General features: G+C 55.9%; 17 protein-coding genes, 4 tRNA genes and 1 rRNA gene. 11 read left to right on the top strand and 11 right to left on the bottom strand.

Annotation, left to right across the window (positions count from 1 at the left end):
• Window positions 1-425, bottom strand: a 16S ribosomal RNA gene (locus tag HMPREF9334_RS06065); the annotation flags it as partial.
• Window positions 426-742: 317 nt separating this feature from the next.
• On the opposite strand from HMPREF9334_RS06065, the gene HMPREF9334_RS06060 reads away from it, so the two are divergent.
• On the top strand, window positions 743-1483 hold the full coding sequence (locus tag HMPREF9334_RS06060) for a thiamine diphosphokinase (RefSeq protein ID WP_006692599.1): 741 nt from the start codon (window positions 743-745) through the stop codon (window positions 1481-1483).
• Between the two features lie 12 nt (window positions 1484-1495).
• Window positions 1496-2278 (top strand): tRNA 2-thiocytidine biosynthesis TtcA family protein, encoded by a 783-nt coding sequence (locus HMPREF9334_RS06055; protein ID WP_006692598.1) that lies wholly within the window; start codon window positions 1496-1498, stop codon window positions 2276-2278.
• A gap of 3 nt (window positions 2279-2281) precedes the next feature.
• On the opposite strand, the gene HMPREF9334_RS06050 is transcribed toward HMPREF9334_RS06055, so the two are convergent.
• From HMPREF9334_RS06050 to HMPREF9334_RS06005, 10 genes are all read right to left on the bottom strand, one after another.
• Window positions 2282-5569, bottom strand: a complete 3288-nt coding sequence (locus tag HMPREF9334_RS06050; protein WP_006692597.1) for a DEAD/DEAH box helicase family protein — start codon at window positions 5567-5569, stop codon at window positions 2282-2284.
• Window positions 5569-7551, bottom strand: a complete 1983-nt coding sequence (locus HMPREF9334_RS06045; protein WP_039957334.1) for an Eco57I restriction-modification methylase domain-containing protein — start codon at window positions 7549-7551, stop codon at window positions 5569-5571. Before HMPREF9334_RS06045 ends, HMPREF9334_RS06050 begins: the two co-directional genes overlap by 1 nt.
• 34 nt (window positions 7552-7585) lie before the next feature.
• The gene (locus tag HMPREF9334_RS06040; protein WP_245535229.1) at window positions 7586-8533 is read right to left on the bottom strand and encodes an Rpn family recombination-promoting nuclease/putative transposase; all 948 of its coding nucleotides are present in this window, start codon (window positions 8531-8533) and stop codon (window positions 7586-7588) included.
• A gap of 175 nt (window positions 8534-8708) precedes the next feature.
• The gene (locus HMPREF9334_RS06035; RefSeq protein ID WP_006692594.1) at window positions 8709-10214 is read right to left on the bottom strand and encodes an IMP dehydrogenase; all 1506 of its coding nucleotides are present in this window, start codon (window positions 10212-10214) and stop codon (window positions 8709-8711) included.
• A gap of 171 nt (window positions 10215-10385) precedes the next feature.
• A tRNA-Leu gene (locus HMPREF9334_RS06030) sits at window positions 10386-10472 on the bottom strand.
• A gap of 52 nt (window positions 10473-10524) precedes the next feature.
• Window positions 10525-10923 carry a (deoxy)nucleoside triphosphate pyrophosphohydrolase gene (locus tag HMPREF9334_RS06025; RefSeq protein ID WP_006692593.1) on the bottom strand — a complete coding sequence of 133 codons (399 nt, stop codon included), beginning with the start codon at window positions 10921-10923 and terminating at the stop codon, window positions 10525-10527.
• A 3-nt stretch (window positions 10924-10926) separates the two neighbouring features.
• Window positions 10927-11907, bottom strand: a complete 981-nt coding sequence (locus HMPREF9334_RS06020) for an NAD(P)H-dependent glycerol-3-phosphate dehydrogenase (RefSeq protein WP_006692592.1) — start codon at window positions 11905-11907, stop codon at window positions 10927-10929.
• Window positions 11904-12638 carry a tRNA threonylcarbamoyladenosine dehydratase gene (locus HMPREF9334_RS06015; RefSeq protein ID WP_039957330.1) on the bottom strand — a complete coding sequence of 245 codons (735 nt, stop codon included), beginning with the start codon at window positions 12636-12638 and terminating at the stop codon, window positions 11904-11906. The genes HMPREF9334_RS06020 and HMPREF9334_RS06015 overlap by 4 nt, the downstream gene beginning before the upstream one ends.
• A gap of 97 nt (window positions 12639-12735) precedes the next feature.
• On the bottom strand, window positions 12736-13152 hold the full coding sequence (locus tag HMPREF9334_RS06010) for a universal stress protein (protein ID WP_006692590.1): 417 nt from the start codon (window positions 13150-13152) through the stop codon (window positions 12736-12738).
• A gap of 42 nt (window positions 13153-13194) precedes the next feature.
• Window positions 13195-13644 (bottom strand): universal stress protein, encoded by a 450-nt coding sequence (locus HMPREF9334_RS06005; protein WP_006692589.1) that lies wholly within the window; start codon window positions 13642-13644, stop codon window positions 13195-13197.
• A 162-nt stretch (window positions 13645-13806) separates the two neighbouring features.
• On the opposite strand from HMPREF9334_RS06005, the gene ilvA reads away from it, so the two are divergent.
• The 9 genes from ilvA (at window position 13807) to HMPREF9334_RS05960 (ending at window position 18191) form a co-directional block, all read left to right on the top strand.
• On the top strand, window positions 13807-15054 hold the full coding sequence (gene ilvA / locus HMPREF9334_RS06000; protein ID WP_006692588.1) for a threonine ammonia-lyase: 1248 nt from the start codon (window positions 13807-13809) through the stop codon (window positions 15052-15054).
• A gap of 24 nt (window positions 15055-15078) precedes the next feature.
• A complete protein-coding gene (locus HMPREF9334_RS05995) occupies window positions 15079-15390 on the top strand; it encodes an ArsR/SmtB family transcription factor (RefSeq protein ID WP_006692587.1) in 312 nt (103 codons plus the stop codon).
• Between the two features lie 24 nt (window positions 15391-15414).
• Window positions 15415-16146 carry an NlpC/P60 family protein gene (locus tag HMPREF9334_RS05990; protein ID WP_039957328.1) on the top strand — a complete coding sequence of 244 codons (732 nt, stop codon included), beginning with the start codon at window positions 15415-15417 and terminating at the stop codon, window positions 16144-16146.
• A gap of 40 nt (window positions 16147-16186) precedes the next feature.
• Window positions 16187-16263: transfer RNA gene (locus tag HMPREF9334_RS05985), tRNA-Pro, on the top strand.
• A gap of 2 nt (window positions 16264-16265) precedes the next feature.
• A tRNA-Arg gene (locus HMPREF9334_RS05980) sits at window positions 16266-16342 on the top strand.
• Window positions 16343-16452: 110 nt separating this feature from the next.
• Window positions 16453-16529 (top strand) — tRNA-Pro (locus tag HMPREF9334_RS05975).
• A gap of 68 nt (window positions 16530-16597) precedes the next feature.
• A complete protein-coding gene (locus tag HMPREF9334_RS05970) occupies window positions 16598-17155 on the top strand; it encodes a DNA-3-methyladenine glycosylase I (RefSeq protein ID WP_006692585.1) in 558 nt (185 codons plus the stop codon).
• Window positions 17152-17862 (top strand): AzlC family ABC transporter permease, encoded by a 711-nt coding sequence (locus tag HMPREF9334_RS05965; RefSeq protein WP_006692584.1) that lies wholly within the window; start codon window positions 17152-17154, stop codon window positions 17860-17862. The genes HMPREF9334_RS05970 and HMPREF9334_RS05965 overlap by 4 nt, the downstream gene beginning before the upstream one ends.
• On the top strand, window positions 17859-18191 hold the full coding sequence (locus HMPREF9334_RS05960; RefSeq protein ID WP_006692583.1) for a branched-chain amino acid transporter permease: 333 nt from the start codon (window positions 17859-17861) through the stop codon (window positions 18189-18191). Before HMPREF9334_RS05965 ends, HMPREF9334_RS05960 begins: the two co-directional genes overlap by 4 nt.
• Window positions 18192-18210 lie beyond the last annotated feature (19 nt).

The following is an 18210-nucleotide window of genomic DNA, read 5'->3' as shown; positions in this document are numbered from 1 at the left end:
CACTCACGCGGCGTTGCTCCGTCAGGCTTGCGCCCATTGCGGAAGATTCCCCACTGCTGCCTCCCGTAGGAGTCTGGGCCGTGTCTCAGTCCCAATGTGGCCGTTCATCCTCTCAGACCGGCTACTGATCGTCGCCTTGGTGAGCCGTTACCTCACCAACTAGCTAATCAGACGCAGACCCATCGACAGGTGATAGCATATTCAGAGGCCATCTTTCACGGAGGAGAGATGCCTCTCCTCCGCTTCATTCGGTATTAGCATTCCTTTCGGAATGTTGTCCCCATCCTGTCGGCAGGTTGTCTACGTGTTACTCACCCGTTTGCCACTAAGCTCATAAAAGCAAGCTTTCATTCGCTCCGTTCGACTTGCATGTGTTAAGCACGCCGCCAGCGTTCGTCCTGAGCCAGGATCAAACTCTCCGCTAAAGTGAAGAGCCTGTTGGCTCAAAAGTTCATTCTTGTAAAAGAATTGTGTTCGTTGACTAACATCAACGATGTTGCATCTGGCTTGTTAGTTCAATTCTAACATGTTTTGCATTGTGTAGTTTTCAGGGTACATCCTGCACCACGTAAGGCTTCAAGGTTCGTTCCCGACCCCTGCGGCTCTCATCGGCGCGACTGTCATAATATAACACAGATGCTTTCCCTTCGTCAACCCCCTTTTTTATCTTTTTTGCTTTTCGTCAAAAATAACGTATGATATAATTATTTTACCACATAAACACGACAAAGGAAATATTGTCATGCATGAATACAAACACGCTCTTATCCTCCCAAATCTCCATGCAACGCTGCCATGTGCACCGTCGCAGGAGATTATCTGCATTGGCGGAGGGCGAACACCGGCAAAAGATTGGCTGACACAGCTCGTTCAGCAATCCGAAAAGGGCAGTACCAATCGCCCCATCTTGGCGATTGACCGAGGTGTAAATATCTGCTATGCACTAAGACTTCCACCCGTCCATCTGATCGGCGACGGCGATAGTGCCGACTGCGGCGCATGGACTTGGGCGAAAGAGAGCGGCGCACAGGTACACGCCTTCCTGCCCGAGAAGGATTTCACAGATACGGAGCTTGCGCTTCAAATTGCCGCAGAGAATTTCATCACTCGTCCGCTTGTCATTCTAACAGCAGCATTCGGCGGGCGGCTCGACCATCTCATGAGTACTGCCGCCGTCGCCGCACACGCCAATATTCCCTGCGTGCTTGCGGATGAACGCGAAACTCTTTTCTATCTCCATGCGGGCGAATCGCTCACCGTGACCTGCGACACGCCTCCGCGTGCCATCTCCCTCCTCCCCTTTATGGAGGAATGTACGGGCGTAACAACGCATGGGCTGTATTGGGAACTGCGGGATGCGTGCATCACAAATCGTGCGTCACTTGCAATCAGCAACGTGCTCGCACACGAAAACACCAAGAACACGTTTACCGTCTCCCTCAAGAGCGGCGTTCTCGGCGTCTATCTCTGCCATAAAGAATAGAGGAAGTTTTCATTGAATATCAACATTCCACAGTCCTATTTCAGCAAGCTCATGCGTGCCGTCGTGGAGTTCGAGCTGATCGAGCAGGGCGACCGCATCTTGATCGGTGTATCGGGCGGCAAGGACAGCATCTTTCTCACCTACGCCCTCGCCATCCTGCGCGAGCGTCTGAAAAAGGACTTTACCATCGCGGCATTCACCGTCAATCCGCAGTTCGACGATCCGTTCGATACCGATGCGATTGCGTCATTTTGCAAGAAGCTCGATGTTCCCTATGAGGTGGTCGATGTCGATATCGCGGGTGCGATTGCGGAGCAGGACGACAAAAGCCCCTGCTTCACCTGCGCGTTCTTCCGGCGCGGCGCAGTCAACCGCTACGCCGTAGAGCATCAAATGAATAAGGTCGCCTACGCGCATCACCATGACGATGCGGTAGAGACCTTTCTCATGAGTTTATTCTACTCGGGGCAGCTGAACACGTTCCGCCCCAAAACCTATCTCGATAAGACGGACATCACCGTCATCCGCCCCCTCGTCTACTTTCGCGAGCAAGAAATCATCGACGCGATCCAATACCACGGCTTCACGCCGATCCCCTCGCCCTGCCCCCACAACGGCAACACCACACGTCAGACCGTCAAGGAGCTGATCGAAACGCTCGGCAAGGATAATCCGAACCTCTACAACCACCTCGCCGCAGGGATGCGTGAGGGTGCACTCGGCGAGCTTTGGCCCGCAAGCAAGACGCGCAAGGAGATGGAGCGCACCTACCGCACCTTTATAGCGAAGGGATAGCACTCAGCCAAAGTGCTCCTCCACCAGCTCCGCGAGTCGCCCCTCCTTCGCCGCCTGTGCTGCGTCCGCCTGCACAAAGTTACGCGTCTCCGCACGCATCGTCGCATCGAAGCCCAGAATGTAATTCGTCGCGATGAGGTAGATGATACGCGTCGGTGCCATCCCATAGACCTGATGCTGCAGAATATGTCGAATACGCTCCGCGTCGTTCGGGTATTCTGCTTTTATTTTGTCCGAGTGATAGAGCCGCTTCACAATCTCCGTTATATAGAGCCCCGACTTCATATAGAGATCGGCAAACTTGTGCGTCGGATCATCGTAGCAGCCGGGATTCTCTCGTTCGAGCGCGTCCACCATCTGCTGCACAACGCGGCGTGGCGTAAAGATCTGGTTCGTCTTCTGCGGCGGGATATAGTCGAAGATATCCTCGGTATGCCCCTCGTCAAAGTAGTTCGCCAGCTCCTCTTTCTTCCGCCAGAACTCGGCGATTGAGTCGTTAAAGACCACCTCATCGAAGATATGACCCGCGAACGGCTCCTCTGCCCCCGTCTCCGGATTCCGATATGTCCCGCCATCACGCAGAAAGCGAAAATCTTCCTCGCTGATGCCCGTAACCTCCTCGAACACATCGTCATCCGTATAGTCGTCGAAGTTCGCGAGCGTCATGTTCTCATCGCCATACGCCATGATAAAGCTCGGAATCGTCCGCGAGAATCCGCGCAGCCGCGCACGCACCTCATCCTCCACCGTACGCTTCTTCTCCTCTGCCTTCACACGCTCCATGCGCTCCACGAGCTCGGCGGGCTTGTTCTCGATCGTCTCCTTGACCACGACCACCGCCGATGCCTTGAGCGCGTCCAGTGCCTCGGAAATGCGTGCATCAAAACTCTCCTCCGCCGCCTGCACCTCTGCTGTCGTTTCGGCGATGGAACGCTGACGCTCCAGTTCTGCCCGTGCGATATTCTCCTCCTGCACATAGTCCTCGCGCAGCTCCGCAAGCCGCCGATCAATCTCGCGCTCCGTCTGCTCCTGCAGACGCTTCCGCATACCAGCCTTTACCTCGTAGGCATCTGCCACAGGCGCAACAATCTCCGTGCGCACCTTCTCCTTCACCGATGCCGCAAGCCGCTCCATCGATGCCTGCACCACTGCAGCCCCGTCACTCACCGAGATGCGGTCAATGTGCGGCGCGATATGCTCCTCGATCTCAGCGTAGTGCTTCGCACCAAAAATATCCCGCGTCTGCCCGATCACAATCTCATTGGAGATCGCCACATCACCGTTCTCATCCACCGCAACGGACGAGAGATCATCGAGAGGCGGCGCATTGTTTTTGCGCGTCTCCTCCTGCGCCGGTGTCAGCTTCTCCATGATCTCACGCACAATCGCAGGCGCACCAAAGACATTCCCGATGTTCTGAAACAGGAAGTTCGACAGGAAACCGCGCCGCACCACCTCCATACTCTTAAGCCTTCTCGGAATGGACAGCACCTGCGCCGCATCCAGCTGCACCATACGCCCCGCATCATCCTCGCCGAGCACAGGAAAGAAGTTCAGCAGACGGCGGATATTCGTCTCACGCGCCGCCCCCGTTCCGCGCCCATCGGCAGTCTCTGGCGAGAGATTGTTTGCGAACTCGTCAAAAATGATGAGCGTTCGTGCGGGGTCGAAGTCAAAGACATACGCCCGCTCCTTACGCATACGCTGTCCGTTGACCGTCAGCGTACACGGATTCTGCGCACGAAATGCCGCCTGCATATAGGAGGATGGACTCTGCAGATTGCACAGCATCAGCACACCGCACCACTCCGGGATCGTCACCCCCACCGTCAGCTGCCCCACACTCAGTGTAATCGTCCGCGCATGTTTACGGATTGTCTCGCGCACACGGTCATACGCCGCATCATTCGCACGCACATCATCGAGTGCACCGTCTCCCGCCGCGAGCACGACCTCATAATCCCGAAAGACGGGATCTTCGCGCAGCAGCCGCGCCAGAGCCTTGGCACTCGCAATGCGGTTCAGCAGCCAGAGCGTATGCGGCAGCTCCGCACGCAGTTCCTCCGTCGAGAACGGATATTTTTCATTCGTACTGAGTGCATGAAGGAACTTCCGAATCTCTGCCTCGTGGACGAATCGCTCACCCGCATCCGTGGCAAAGAACTCGTTCAGATCAAACGCGTAGTCCACGCTCTCGTCATCGAGCTCCATCCCCTGCCGCAGATCCTCCGCAATCATCGGCGAGAGCTGATACGTGAACATCGAGAGCTGCGGCAGCGGCTCGTATGGATTGTACCCGTCCCCCGCCCAGTGCGCCTTTGCCTCCTGCTCGTCCGCATACGACCAGTTATAGATCTGATTTGCCGCGAACTGCGCACTCGCAAGAGCCTTGAACGGAGTCCCGGAGAGATAGAGCGTATGCGCACGATGAATCTGACGAAACGCACGCTCCGTGCGCATCGTATCCACGCCCTCCTGCGCCTCATCCACGATGAGAAGATCAAAGGAGAGCTTGCTCACCCAAAGCAGCTTGTCAATATCCCCGCCAAAATAGCGCGAGCCCTTGAGCCCCTGCAGAGACTCAAACGCCACCATGCCGACCTCCTCCATATTGGGAAGAGCCATGTATGCCTCTCGACTGAGAACCCCTGCACGGGAGCGCAGAGCCTCCGTATCCGAGACAAAGGCGAGGTCACCGCGCCATGCAATGAAGCGGTGAAAATCCTCCGCCCACGAGTTCGCAATGCTCGGGCGGTTCGTCACGATCAACACCTTCGTAAAGCCCATCCTGCGGATGAGATCGTACGAGGTCAACGTCTTTCCAAAACGGGGCTTCGCATTCCAGAGGAACTCCGTCCCGCCATTCTTGAAGTAGTCCGCCGTCATCTGCACGGCATCCTTCTGCTCGCGGCGCAGCTCGTATGTATGTTTTTCCGTCGTCTGGGGTTCTTTGCGGCTCGCAAAACGATGAAAATGTCCGAGCAGCGTCATACCGTCCGCATGAAACCACTCCGTATGCGGCTCACGCGCCACCTGCAAAGATTCCAAATAGGCATGAAAATCGTGGTCAGTGAAATATTCGCCCGAGCTGTCCTTATACATTGCATTATCCGCCCACGCCAGTTCCCAGTGGATATGCGCCGTATGCGTCTGCTGTGCAATACGCTGCTCGACCGTCTGCCGCTCCGTGTAGCCGACCTTCGTCCAGCCCTCGTGATAGGAGACACCAGGTGTGTTATAGGCATAGATCATCGGGACAATACGCGCAAACGAATTGATCTGCACCGCCATTACGTCATCTCCTTTACATGGGACTCGATAAAGGCAATCTCCTCCGCCGAAAGTCCGTACTTCGCATAGAGCCGTTGGTCGATCTCCGCAATGGACTGCGACCAGTCAATATCCGAGGAGGAGGAAAAATCTTGCATAGGAACATAGACCCATTTTTCACGTGTGTTATGCTGCGTAATTTTCAACACACCAAGCATGGCACGCGCAAATTTACCCTTAACATATTTCAGACAATTCGCAGCCTCTCGTTCTGTCGCAAATGCACCAATACTTAAGAAGGTTTCAGTAGCCCCTATGAGGGGAGCCCCTATGAGGGGCGTACTTAGCACCTCACCTAACGCTCCAGAACCGTTTGCTTCGGGGATAAACACCTTGAACGAATAAAAACTATCTGGAGGGTCTTGAAAATCCTTTCGTGCCCAATACCAGACCCGCTTACCTTTCATCAAACCTAAAAACCGCACATATTCATGATTGTCAAGAGGTTTTTCCTTAAAAAATACAATTCCTTCCAACTTTTGAAACGCTCCGGTTCCAACATCGAATTTATGCCCTTTGGATTGAATATCCTCTATCTCCGGGTACTCGTCCAATGCTTTTGCAGATAACCTATATACACCACGTCCAGAGATAATTGTCCCGAGTGACTGTTCAATCCTCGGCTCAACTTTTTTCAAGATGCTGTTCAGTTCTTCAAATGCCGTAAACGTCCCTATCGGCTCGAATGTTTTTCCTGCATCATAGTATGTGATGGCAACACCACCTTTGATATCCGTGTTGGGGAATACCTTTGCGCTGTTTGGTTCGTAAAAGAGTACCTTAAAATGTTCATCGCTAAGCATCTTTTTATTCCAGTCCTTCGGTGTGCTGCCCGCGTTGAACAAGAAACGTGCAGGGTGTATCAACGTGACTTTGTCCGATAGTTTTCGCGCTTCGTCGATGAACAAATTATAAATAGGCTTTGCAAAGTTGGCATTATTTCCCCAATTATTGAAATCATCGTTGTATGGCGGATTTCCAATCACAAAATCGAACTTCATTGTCCGTCCTCCCGTGTTCACTCTACGATGCTCCAGTCCGCTCTGCCGCCGCCAGTCATAGATACGCACCACCGCAGTCTCTTCCATATGGGCGGGAAAGAGACTGAATGTCTCCACCTCCTCGGGCGGCTCAAAGAGAGAGAGCTCCATCGGCTCATGTTCTGCCGACACACAGGGAATCGTCCCGCGAATCCCGTCCATCTGCCAGAGATTCCAGACAATCGTCCGCACAATCGCACGGTATTCGCGCTCCGTCGGTTTGCGCCGCCATCGTGCACGCAGATATTCCTCGAATGTCATAAGGAGGTTCACACGCGCGATCAGCAGGTTATCCCCCTGGAACTCGTAGCCGTACGTCGCCTGATAGGCACGCAGCGCCCACTTCATCCATGCCGTTTCATCGACAGCGTTCTCCGTCACCACGCGCAGCTTGCGGTCAAGGATGCCCTGCCGCTCGGCGAGCGGGACGCTCTCCATCGTCGCGACATCGTAGCGGTGTACGAGATACGGGGCCTCGCCGCAGGTGATCTCAAGCCGCCGCGCATCAACGTAGTGCTGCCATTTCTTCCGACGAGGAAAGCTGACGCGCTCCGCAGGAACACCATCCCTCATAAACGGATCGTGCCCGCCGAAGTACAGAGCATCCGCCTCTGCAATCATCCTGCGGCAAATGTGGAGCGGGGTGAACACCTCCGCATGACGACGCGTCCGCTCCGACTGCTGCTCCATCTCCTTGCGTGCACGCGTCTTGATCACATCCGAGTGCTCTCCCGTGATGAGCGCGGGTCGGATTTCCTGCGTCTGCTCGTAGGAATAGCCGAGCGCACGATAGGCATCGGTCGCCCAGAGGATATTTCGCTTTGTCGTCTTATCTGCCAGCAGCGGGGCAAGCAAGCCCTTCGCATTCAGCCGCAGTATTTCATCCTGTATCCCGACGAGCAAGGCACACCTCCTTTCCTGCGTACACGCTCAAATATTACTCAATATGATATTTCTCATAGAGCCTGTAACGTGCCTCTGGATTCATCGCCGCCTGCCGCGCTTCCTCCTTCTCTCCCTTTTCATAGAGCATAGTCAAGAGCCGTGCCATACGATTTTCTCCTTCTTCACGTCCCTCGGCGCGTCCTTCGGCACGTCCTTCTTCGCGTCCTTCGGCACGTCCCTCTTCACGGCCTTCCACAAGCCCCTTCTCGCGGCCTTCTTTCAGTGCGTATTTCACATTCGTATTGAAGTCCATAATCGCCATTTGCCGGTTCACATAGCTGAGATACACATCCGGGTCAGACAGGAAAATCCGCTCCGCTTCCATTGCTTCTCTGATTGCGGCCTCACTCATCGCTAACTCCTCCCTTTCCTGATCGGTCATCTTATTTGCAAAGTACGCAAGCCATCGTTCCATCTTCGTGGACTCACGAATGCTTTTCTTTGGTTTGCGCTCATATTTCGGCAGCTCGATAAAATACAGCTCCATATCGTTGTTCAGGCGATCGCCATTTTCGATATTGTAGATACTATACATGGCAACAGGATCTTCCTGCGGCAGCATTTCAAATGCAAGAAGATTGATGGTGATGGCAGGGCGCAGAATGTCGTAGTCTCCGCCGCACGTCAGTGAAAGCATATAAAGGCGTGACCAGTAGAACAGCGTTCGCCGCTGCATATTCTGCTGATTGACCACCTGTACTTCGACATCGACCAATTCCCCCGTATCGAGCGCACAGACAATATCGAGGCGTGACATCTTCCCCTCATCGCTGTCGGGCAGCATCTCCGACTGGCGAAACGTGATGTCCTTGATCTCGTGTCCGAGTGATTCTTCCAGAACTGCATTGAGAAAATCAATCGTAATCCGCTTGCGCTCTTCCTTTCCAAAGATAAATTTGAACGCTACATCATTCATTGGATTGAACGTCCGTTCATCCAAGTTCCTAAAAAATGGCTTCTGCTCAATCATCCCGCACCGCCCTTCCTGCTGTTTTCCACCTCCTTCTATTTTATCAGACATCGGGCGTTTCTTCCAGTGGGATTCGTCGCAGACAAAAGAAAAACCTTCTCTGCACACATTCGGCAGAGAAGGTTTTATCATCGCTATGTGTTCGTCAGTCCCGTCCGAGCTTGTCGCGCAGGATGACATCGTGTGCACCGCCCTCGACAATACTGGTCGAGGAGACGAGTGTGAGCTTCGCCTTGTCGCGGAACTCGGGGAGACTGAGTGCGCCGCAGTTGCACATGGTCGAGCGGATCTTGGAGAGGGTTGTCTCAACGTTCTCCTTGAGCGGGCCCGCATACGGAACATAGGAGTCCACGCCCTCCTCAAAGGACAGTTTCTTGCTGCCGCCGAGGTCGTAACGCTGCCAGTTGCGTGCGCGGTTCGAGCCCTCGCCCCAGTACTCTTTGTAGTACGTACCATTCACCATGACACGATCCGTCGGGCTCTCATCAAACCGCGAGAAGTATCGTCCGAGCATGAGGAAGTCTGCGCCCATCGCAAGGGCAAGCGTCATGTGGTAGTCGTAGACGATGCCGCCGTCCGAGCAGATGGGGATGTAGACGCCCGTTTCCTTGAAATACTTGTCGCGCTCGGCACACACGTCGATGAGCGCGGTTGCCTGCCCGCGGCCGATGCCCTTCGTCTCGCGCGTGATACAGATGGAGCCGCCGCCGATGCCGACCTTGATGAAGTCTGCGCCCGCATTCGCGAGGAAGCGGAAGCCCTCACCATCGACAATGTTGCCCGCGCCGACCTTGACCGTGTCACCGTACTCCTCGCGGATGTGCTGGATCGTCAGACGCTGCCACTCGGAGAATCCCTCGGAGGAGTCGATGCAGAGGACATCGGCACCCGCTTCGATCAGAGCCGGAACGCGCTCGGCGTAGTCACGCGTGTTGATACCCGCGCCGACGATGTAGCTCTTGTTGTCGTCGGTCAGCTCAAGCTCATTCTCCTTGTTGTCCGTGTAGTCCTTGCGGAATACCATGTAGCGCAGACGCTGGTTCTTGTCGATGAGCGGGAGCATGTTCAGCTTGCGTTCCCAGATCAAATCATTCGCCTGCGTGAGGGTTGTGGAGTCCGCATCCGCCCAGACAAGTTTTTCAAACGGTGTCATAAAGGTTGCGACCTTCGTATCGAGTGACATACGCGAGACACGATAGTCGCGGCTCGTCACGATGCCGACGAGCTTACCGTTCGCCGATCCGTCCTCCGTGACCGCCATCGTGGAGTGCCCCGTCTTTGCGAGGAGATCGAGTACGCCGCCGAGTGTCGTGTCGGGGCTGATGTTCGAGTCACTGCTGACGAATCCCGACTTGTAGTTTTTCACGCGGGAGACCATCGCCGCTTCTTCCTCGATGGACTGCGATCCATAGATGAAGGAAACGCCGCCCTGCTTTGCGAGGGCAATCGCCATCGTGTCGTTCGAGACCGCCTGCATGATCGCAGAAGTCATCGGTATGTTCATCGTGAGTGCCGGCTCTTCATCGCGGTGATATTTGACGAGCGGGGTACGCAGCGAGACATTCGCAGGGAAACACTCAGCGGAGGAGTAGCCAGGGATGAGCAGATACTCTCCAAATGTGTGTGATGGCTCGGTGTAATAATGCGCCAAGGGGAACCTTCCTTTCTGTATCCGTTCAAAATTATTGCTGTCTAATATACGCGCTTCCACGGGAACTGTCAACCCATACGCGCTCAATAAATCACCGCACAGGGAAAAATCCCGCATTTGTCAAAAAATCCCTAAGAGTATCGCGTTCACTCTTAGGGAAATCATCTGTTATGGTGCCGAAGGCCGGGGTCGAACCGGCACGTTGTTGCCAACGGCAGATTTTGAGTCTGCTGCGTCTGCCAATTCCGCCACTTCGGCATGGATCAATTCGTTTTGTATTATAGCATTGTGCAGACGGATTTGTCAAACGTCAGACGAGCTCGCTCTCGAGTTTCCGAATCAGCTCCATGTCCGCCTCGAACCACGGAACGCTGTAAAGGTCGGCACGCCCGAGCCACCGCCCCGCCGAGTGTACGGAGAGCTGCGGCTCACCTGCAATGTGTCGGCAGATGTAGAGACGCATATTCATGTGGTACTCTGGATAGTCATGATCGACAATGCCGAGCAGCCGCTCCACGGCGACCTCAACACCGAGCTCCTCGCGAATCTCGCGCACGAGTGCCGCCTCGTCCGTCTCGCCCTTCTCTACCTTACCGCCCGCGAACTCCCAGGTACCCGCATATGCACCATAGCCGCGGCACGCGCCGTATACCTTGCCGCCCCGCAGGATTGCTCCCGCAACAACATCGATGTGCTTTCGTTCGCCCATGCCCTACTCCTTTTCACTCTTGGTCGCACGCAGGAAAAGCCGCGTGAGCTGCTCGCGCGGGTCTTTCCCCTGCGTAACGATCTCGTAAACGGTGGATGAAATCGGCAAATCGACACCGTACTCCTTCGAGAGTGCCATAAGTGCCTCCGCCGTATACACCCCCTCGGCGATCTTGTGAAAATCGTCTGCTGTGCCGCGCACGACCGCCTCCCCGTAGCGGCGGTTATTGCTATGCGGGGAGAAAAGCGTCGCTTCGTAGTCGCCGAGATGTGAGAGCCCGTAGATCGTCTCACCGTCGCCGCCCATCGTGCGTACGAGCCGCACGAGTTCGCGCGTACCGCGTGCCATGAGTGCCCCCTTGAGGCTGCCGTAGTCGAGCCCGTCGAGCATTCCCGCAGCGAGTCCGACGACGTTCTTCGCCGCCGCACCGACCTCCGTGCCGAGCAAATCCTCACCGTAGTAGAAGCGGATGAGCGGACTGCCGAGCACATCTACGAGCGTATGCAGAGCATCCCTGTCCTCGCCCGCGAGCACCATACAGTTCGGAATCCCGCGTACGAAGTCCTGCACATGACCGGGACCAACCCAGACAACGGGCTGCACCGCCGCCCCGAGTTCCTCATGCACAACGGTCGTGAGACGCTTGCCTGTGCCGATCTCAAGCCCCTTCATGCAGAGGATGACATATTTGTTCGCCAGCTCCACCCCGTATCCCTGCGTGTGCAGGTCGTGGAGGAAGGAGCGCAGTGCCTGCGCATGGATGGAGATAATGACGATCTCCGCCGTCCGAATTGCCGTTGCAAGATCATCGGTCAGGCAGATGTCCTCGGGCAGTGTCAGGAACTCATTCGTCCGCGTGCCGCGCAGCTGTGCAAGATGTGCCGAGCCCGCGCGTCCCCAGAGCGTGACCGCGTGCCCGACGCGATGCGCATACCACGCATGAAAACTCCCCCAACGCCCACAGCCCAGTACGGATACTCTCATGATGATACCTCCACGCGGATGTTCAATAGATCGCGAATGACCGCCCCTGCCATAATCAGCCCTGCGGCAGAAGGCACAAAGGAAATGCTTGCAGGAACGCTGTTACGCCCTGCGGCGGGCTGCTCCTCCCCGATCGCGGGGGTACGCGGACGCTCGCGTGAGCAGACGACCCTCAGATGTGGGATGCCGCGCTCCTTCAGCTTCTTTCGCAGGATGCGCGCGAGCGGGTCGCCCGACGTTCGATAGATGTCTATAACCTCGAAGAGCGCAGGGTCAATCTTGTTCGCCGCCCCCATGCTCGCGATGAGTGGAATGCCGCGCCGATGGCACTGCACGGCGAGGTCAATCTTTGCCGTCACCGTGTCCACGGCATCGAGCACATAGTCGTAGGGTTCGGGAAAGAACTGCTCCGCCGCCTCAGGCTGATAGAATGCGCGGATCTCACGCACCGCACAGGCGGAATTGATCGAGCGGATGCGGCGCGCCATCGTCTCCGTCTTTGCCGCGCCCACGGTCTCCGTCAGCGCGTGAATCTGTCGGTTGATGTTTGTCACATCGATCACATCATGGTCGACGAGCGTGAGGCTGCCAACCCCTGCGCGCGCCAGTGCCTCAACCGCATACGAACCGACCCCGCCGATGCCGAAGACAGCCACGGAGGCTCCCGCAAGACGTTCCAATGCGGTACTGCCGACGAGCATTTCCGTTCGCGCAAAACGCCGATCCCTCATGCACTTCCCCCCTATCCATTGCACGTCAAAGAGCTGCGGCGAAAGCATACACCTCCGCTGCAGCTCCTTTCCCACAAAAGTTATGCCTGTGTGCCGCTCACTTGACGACGAGCACGGGGCACTTCGACTGCTCCACGACGTACTGGCTGACACTGCCGAGCAGAACACCCTTCACCACGCCGAGACCGCGGCTGCCCATGACGATGAGATCGATGTCGTTCGTCTCTGCAAAGTCGAGGATGACCACTGCGGGCGAGCCCGTATCCGAGAACGACTCCTTTGCAACGCCTGCGGGCACCATCTCGAGCGCACGGTCAAGGATGACATTCCCCGCCTTCGTCACGGAGTCGAGGATCGCATCCGAGAGGACAGCGTTGATCGCGAGCTGATTGATGTTTGCAACATAGAGAAAGTTCAGCTTTGCACCACAGGTCTGCGCCAGCATCACCGCTTTCTCAATCGCACGGTCGGCACCCTCCGAGCCATCCACCGGCACCAAAATATTCTTCATCATGGCAGTTCCTCCTCACTTTACAGAACATGAACCATATAAAATCTAATCCGCACTTCCCGCGACCATGACGCTGGAATGTGCATGTTCCAAAACGGTCTGCGTGACGCTCCCGAGCAGGAATCCACTCATGCGTGAGTGTTTGCGTCCACCGATGACAACGAGATCAATGTGCTCCTCGTCGATGAAGCATAGGATCTGATCCGCAGGGACACCCGTACGGTGCACGCGCTCGGACATCACCACATCGGGCAGGAGCGCTGCCGATGCGGAAAAGATCTCGTGCGCCTCCTCCGCCGCCGGCCGTACCACGCTCTCCGGCAGCCATGCCACCTCTCCCTCATCCGTACGCTTGTCGAACGGGGATACATAGAGAAAGTACACTGTCGCATGCATGACGCGAGCCATCTCACCCGCGAGACGAACAGCACACAGCGACTCCCGTGAGCCGTCCACAGGTACAAGAATGCGCGCGTATTTCGGCTCTTGCTCCATCGCGCACCTCCCGTCCCGCCTTGTTTGTTGTATTTATTCGCTAAATTCTGTCAAACTCCTTCTTTATTCCGACGATTATTCTGCATAACGAAAAAAAATTGACGTGCCCCACCGAAAATGATAGACTGACTCTACATATAAGTGAGTAAAGGAGCGCATATTATGGGAGAAGAACAGACTGTGAAGACAGAGGCGGAGGTTGCTCAGTCCACACGTATTTCGGACATCTACGCCGCAGCAAAGCGACTGGAAGGGATTGTGCGAAAAACACCGCTGGTTTACAGTGAGTTCTTCTCCGATATCTCCGGCAACGCGACCTATCTGAAGCTCGAAAATCTCCAGACGACAGGCGCGTTCAAGCTGCGCGGCGCATACAACCGCATCGCCATGCTCACGGAGGAGGAAAAGGCGCGCGGGGTCATCACAGCCTCAGCCGGCAATCACGCGCAGGGTGTTGCCTATGCCTCGCAGGAGCTCGGTGTAAACGCCGTCATCTGTATGCCCGCAACAACGCCGATCCTCAAGGTCGAGGCAACACGTATGCTCGGCGCGACGGTCATCCTCCACGGCAACGGGTTTGACGATGCCTATGCACACAGCCTCACACTGCAAAAAGAAAAGGGCTATGTCTACATCCACCCGTTCAACGACCGCGATGTACTCGTCGGACAGGGCACGATTGCTCTCGAGGTGATTGACGCACTCAAGGATGTGGACGCAATCCTCGTCCCCATCGGCGGCGGCGGGCTTGCCTCCGGTGTTGCACTCGGCGCAAAGCTCGTCAATCCGCAGGTAAAGGTCATCGGTGTTGAGCCGGAAAATGCCGCGTGCATGAAGGCGGCACTCTCCTGCGGCCGCACGATCACGCTCCCCTCTGCCGACACGGTCGCGGACGGCTGTGCCGTGCGTACAGCGGGCAACCTCACACTCGAGTTCTGCCGCCTCTATCTCGACGAGATCATCACGGTCTCGGAGATGGAGATCATGAGTGCCCTGCTCTCGCTCATCGAAAAGCACAAGCTCATCGCCGAGGGCGCAGGTGTCCTCTCACTCGCGGCTCTCAGCAAGCTCCGCATGAAGGACAAGAAGGTTGCCGTGCTCATCAGCGGCGGCAACATCGATATCTCCACGATTTCCGCACTCATCTCAAAGGCACTCATCTCGCGCGGCAGAGTGTTCCGCTTCTCCGTCCAGCTGCCCGACAAGCCGGGTCAGCTCCTGACGGTCGCGCAAATCCTCACCGAACAGGACGCGAACGTCATCCGTCTCGACCATGATCAGACAATGGTAACAGACAGTTTCCAGAAGGTACAGCTCACCGTCACCGTTGAGACGCACGGACAGGAGCACATCGACCGCATCGTCGCAGCCCTAGCGTCGAACGGATTTGAAATCAACAAGATTTACTGACAGCAAGAAAGGATATTCTAACGTATGACATCCGCCCCGATGAAATGTATCGATCAGGATACGGCACAGCATCTCGCCGATCTCTTCAAGACCCTCGGCGATCCGACCCGTATCAAGATTCTCTCTCTCCTCACTATGGCAGAGGAGCTGCGTGTCTATGACATCGCGGACGGTCTCGATATGGGACAGTCTGCCATCTCTCATCAGCTGCGCGTTCTCCGCACCGCCCGCCTCGTCAAGTTTCGACGTGACGGCAAGGAGGTACTCTACTCGATTGACGACGATCACGTGCTAAAGCTCCTCAGCCAGGGACTTGAACATGTACAGCATGCATAATACAAAGTGAAAGGATGTTGTTCCATGAAACGCCGCCTCTTCCTCTGCACCGGCATTGCACTCATGCTTGCCGCAAGTACGGCGTTTGCCTCCCCAACCTTACGCGAGGGTTCACACGGGCATGAGGTGCTCGTCCTCCAACAGGCACTTCAGAAGGCAGGCTACAAAATCAAGACTGCGGACGGCGTCTTTGGCAAGGAGACGGAACGTGCTGTCGCCGAGTTCCAACGTGACAACAAGATTAAGATCACGGGCGTAGTCAACAACGCGACGTGGCGTGCGCTCAAGGAGCTCCCCGCAAAGAAGACGTGGGGAATTGATGTCCCGCCGCCCGCAGCGAAAAACCAGCCGCTCGCGCCGAACGGCAAGCCCATCCTGCCCGCAAGCAAGGTCTCCGATGTCATCAAGACAGCGAAGTCGTACATGGGAACGCCCTATGTATTCGGTGGGACAACGCCGAAAGGATTTGACTGCTCCGGCTACCTTCAATACGTCTTTCAAAAGCACGGCATTTCCATTCCACGCACAACAGATGAGCAGTACAAGCTCGGTCTCCGAACAAAGAGCACAAAGGAACTCGTGCCCGGCGACCTCGTTTTTTTCGAGACGTACGAGAAGGGTGCATCCCACTGCGGCATCTACCTCGGCAAGGACGAGTTCATCCATGCCTCTACGAGTAAGGGGGTGCGTGTCGATGCGCTGTCGAACGACTACTGGAAGCCACGCTTTCTCGGCGGCAAGCATATTGTGAAATAGGTTGACTTTTCCCTGATCGCTCATTATAATAGGGCGATATCGGGATGTAGCGCAGTTTGGTAGCGCGCTTGCTTTGGGAGCAAGATGTCGCAGGTTCAAATCCTGTCATCCCGACCACTGCACCTGTAGCTCAGTTGGATAGAGCAACGGCCTTCTAAGCCGTGGGTCGAGGGTTCGAATCCCCCCAGGCGCACCACTTGATACGAACGCTGCCGCTAACCGCATCGGTTGACGGTGGCTTTTCTTTTGCGGTTACAGTCGGATACTTGACAAACACTGCAAAGACCGTTAAAATACTCTCAATGTCGGGATGTGGCTCAGCTTGGTAGAGCGCATCGTTCGGGACGATGAGGCCGCAGGTTCAAATCCTGTCATCCCGACCATCTTTATACAATATGAGCCGGAACCCTGGGGGAAGGGTCGCCGGCATTTTTATTTTGGAGGTAGGGATATGGGAAACAAATGCACGCGGTGCAGCTGGGTCAAATTGGATGATCCCATCTATGTGAAGTACCATGACGAGGAGTGGGGCGTTCCGCTCCACGACGACCGCACACTCTATGAGCTCTTCATCCTTGAGACGTTTCAGGCGGGTCTTTCATGGGCGACAATCCTGCACAAGCGCGAGAACTTTCGCCGCGCATACGAGGGCTTCATCCCCGCGCGCGTCGCGGCATTCGATGCGGCAAAGGTCGAAGAATTGATGCAGGATGCTGGGATTGTTCGCAACCGGCGTAAGATCGAGGCGAGCATTGTGAACAGCCGCATCTTCCTAGACATCGTGCGCGAGTTTGGCTCGTTTGATCGGTATATCTGGGGGTTTACGGATGGAAAACCTGTACGCGAGAGCTGCGAACTGCGCACAACCTCGCCGCTCTCTGATAAGGTGTCGAATGACCTAAAGAAACGCGGCATGGCATTCGTCGGCTCGACCTGCATCTACTCGACACTGCAGGCAATCGGTGTACTTGCGGCGCATACGGACGCGTGTGATTGGAGCAAGTCATGACACACACGGGCGATCCGCGTCTCGCAGCTCTGCGTGCCGCCTTCCCCTTCACCGTCCCCATCCTCGCGGGCTTCCTCTTTCTTGGGCTTGCCTACGGCATCTATACAAACGTCTCGGGCTTCTCGTTCTGGTACCCGATGGCGATGAGTGCGATCATCTTTGGCGGCTCGCTCGAATTCATCGCGACGGCACTCCTGCTGAGTCCGTTTGCCCCCATGCAGACCTTCCTGCTCGCACTGATGGTGCAGGGGCGGCACATCTTCTACGGCATCTCCATGTTTGAAAAATATCGCGGCACAGGCTGGAAAAAGCCCTACCTCATCTACGGTATGTGTGACGAGTCCTTCTCCATCAACTACACGGCAAAGATTCCGCAGGGAATCGACGCAGGCTGGTTCATGTTCTTTGTCACACTTCTCAACCAGCTCTACTGGGTCACGGGCGCGACTATCGGCGGACTGGTCGGCACGCAGCTGCCCATCAACACAGACGGCATTGAGTTCGCGATGACGGCGCTCTTCGTTGTCATCTTTATCGAGCAATGGCTGAATGATCCGCAGCACTATACGGGGATCCTCGGACTTGCAGCTGCAGGCATCGCACTTGCTGTCTTTGGACGTGACGCTTTTATGCTCCCGACCATATTCATCATTCTCGCAGGATGCCTCGCACTGCGCCCCTTCATCGAAGGGAGAGAGGCGGCATGACGTTCACTGAGCAGTGTATCACCATCGGGCTCTGCACGCTTGCGAGTGTACTCACGCGCGCCCTCCCCTTTCTCCTGCTCTCGGAGAAGAAGCCGACACCGCCTATGGTCCGCTATCTCGGCAACGTCCTCCCGGCTGCCGTCTTTGGGATGCTCGTCGTCTACTGTCTCAAGGACACAACATTCTTCAGCGGAAATCACGGCCTGCCGGAGCTTGCAGGAATCCTTGTGACGGCGATGCTGCATCTGAAATTTCGCCAGATGCTCCTCTCCATTGGAGGAGGAACGGCGGTCTATATGCTCCTGATTCAATGCATATTTATCCCATAAAAAAATTCCCCTTTATGGG

The organism is Centipeda infelix ATCC 43532 (genome assembly GCF_000234095.1).
Classification (GTDB): domain Bacteria; phylum Bacillota; class Negativicutes; order Selenomonadales; family Selenomonadaceae; genus Centipeda; species Centipeda infelix.
Note: the sequence above shows the minus strand (reverse complement) of the source record. Positions and strands in the feature narration are given on the sequence as shown.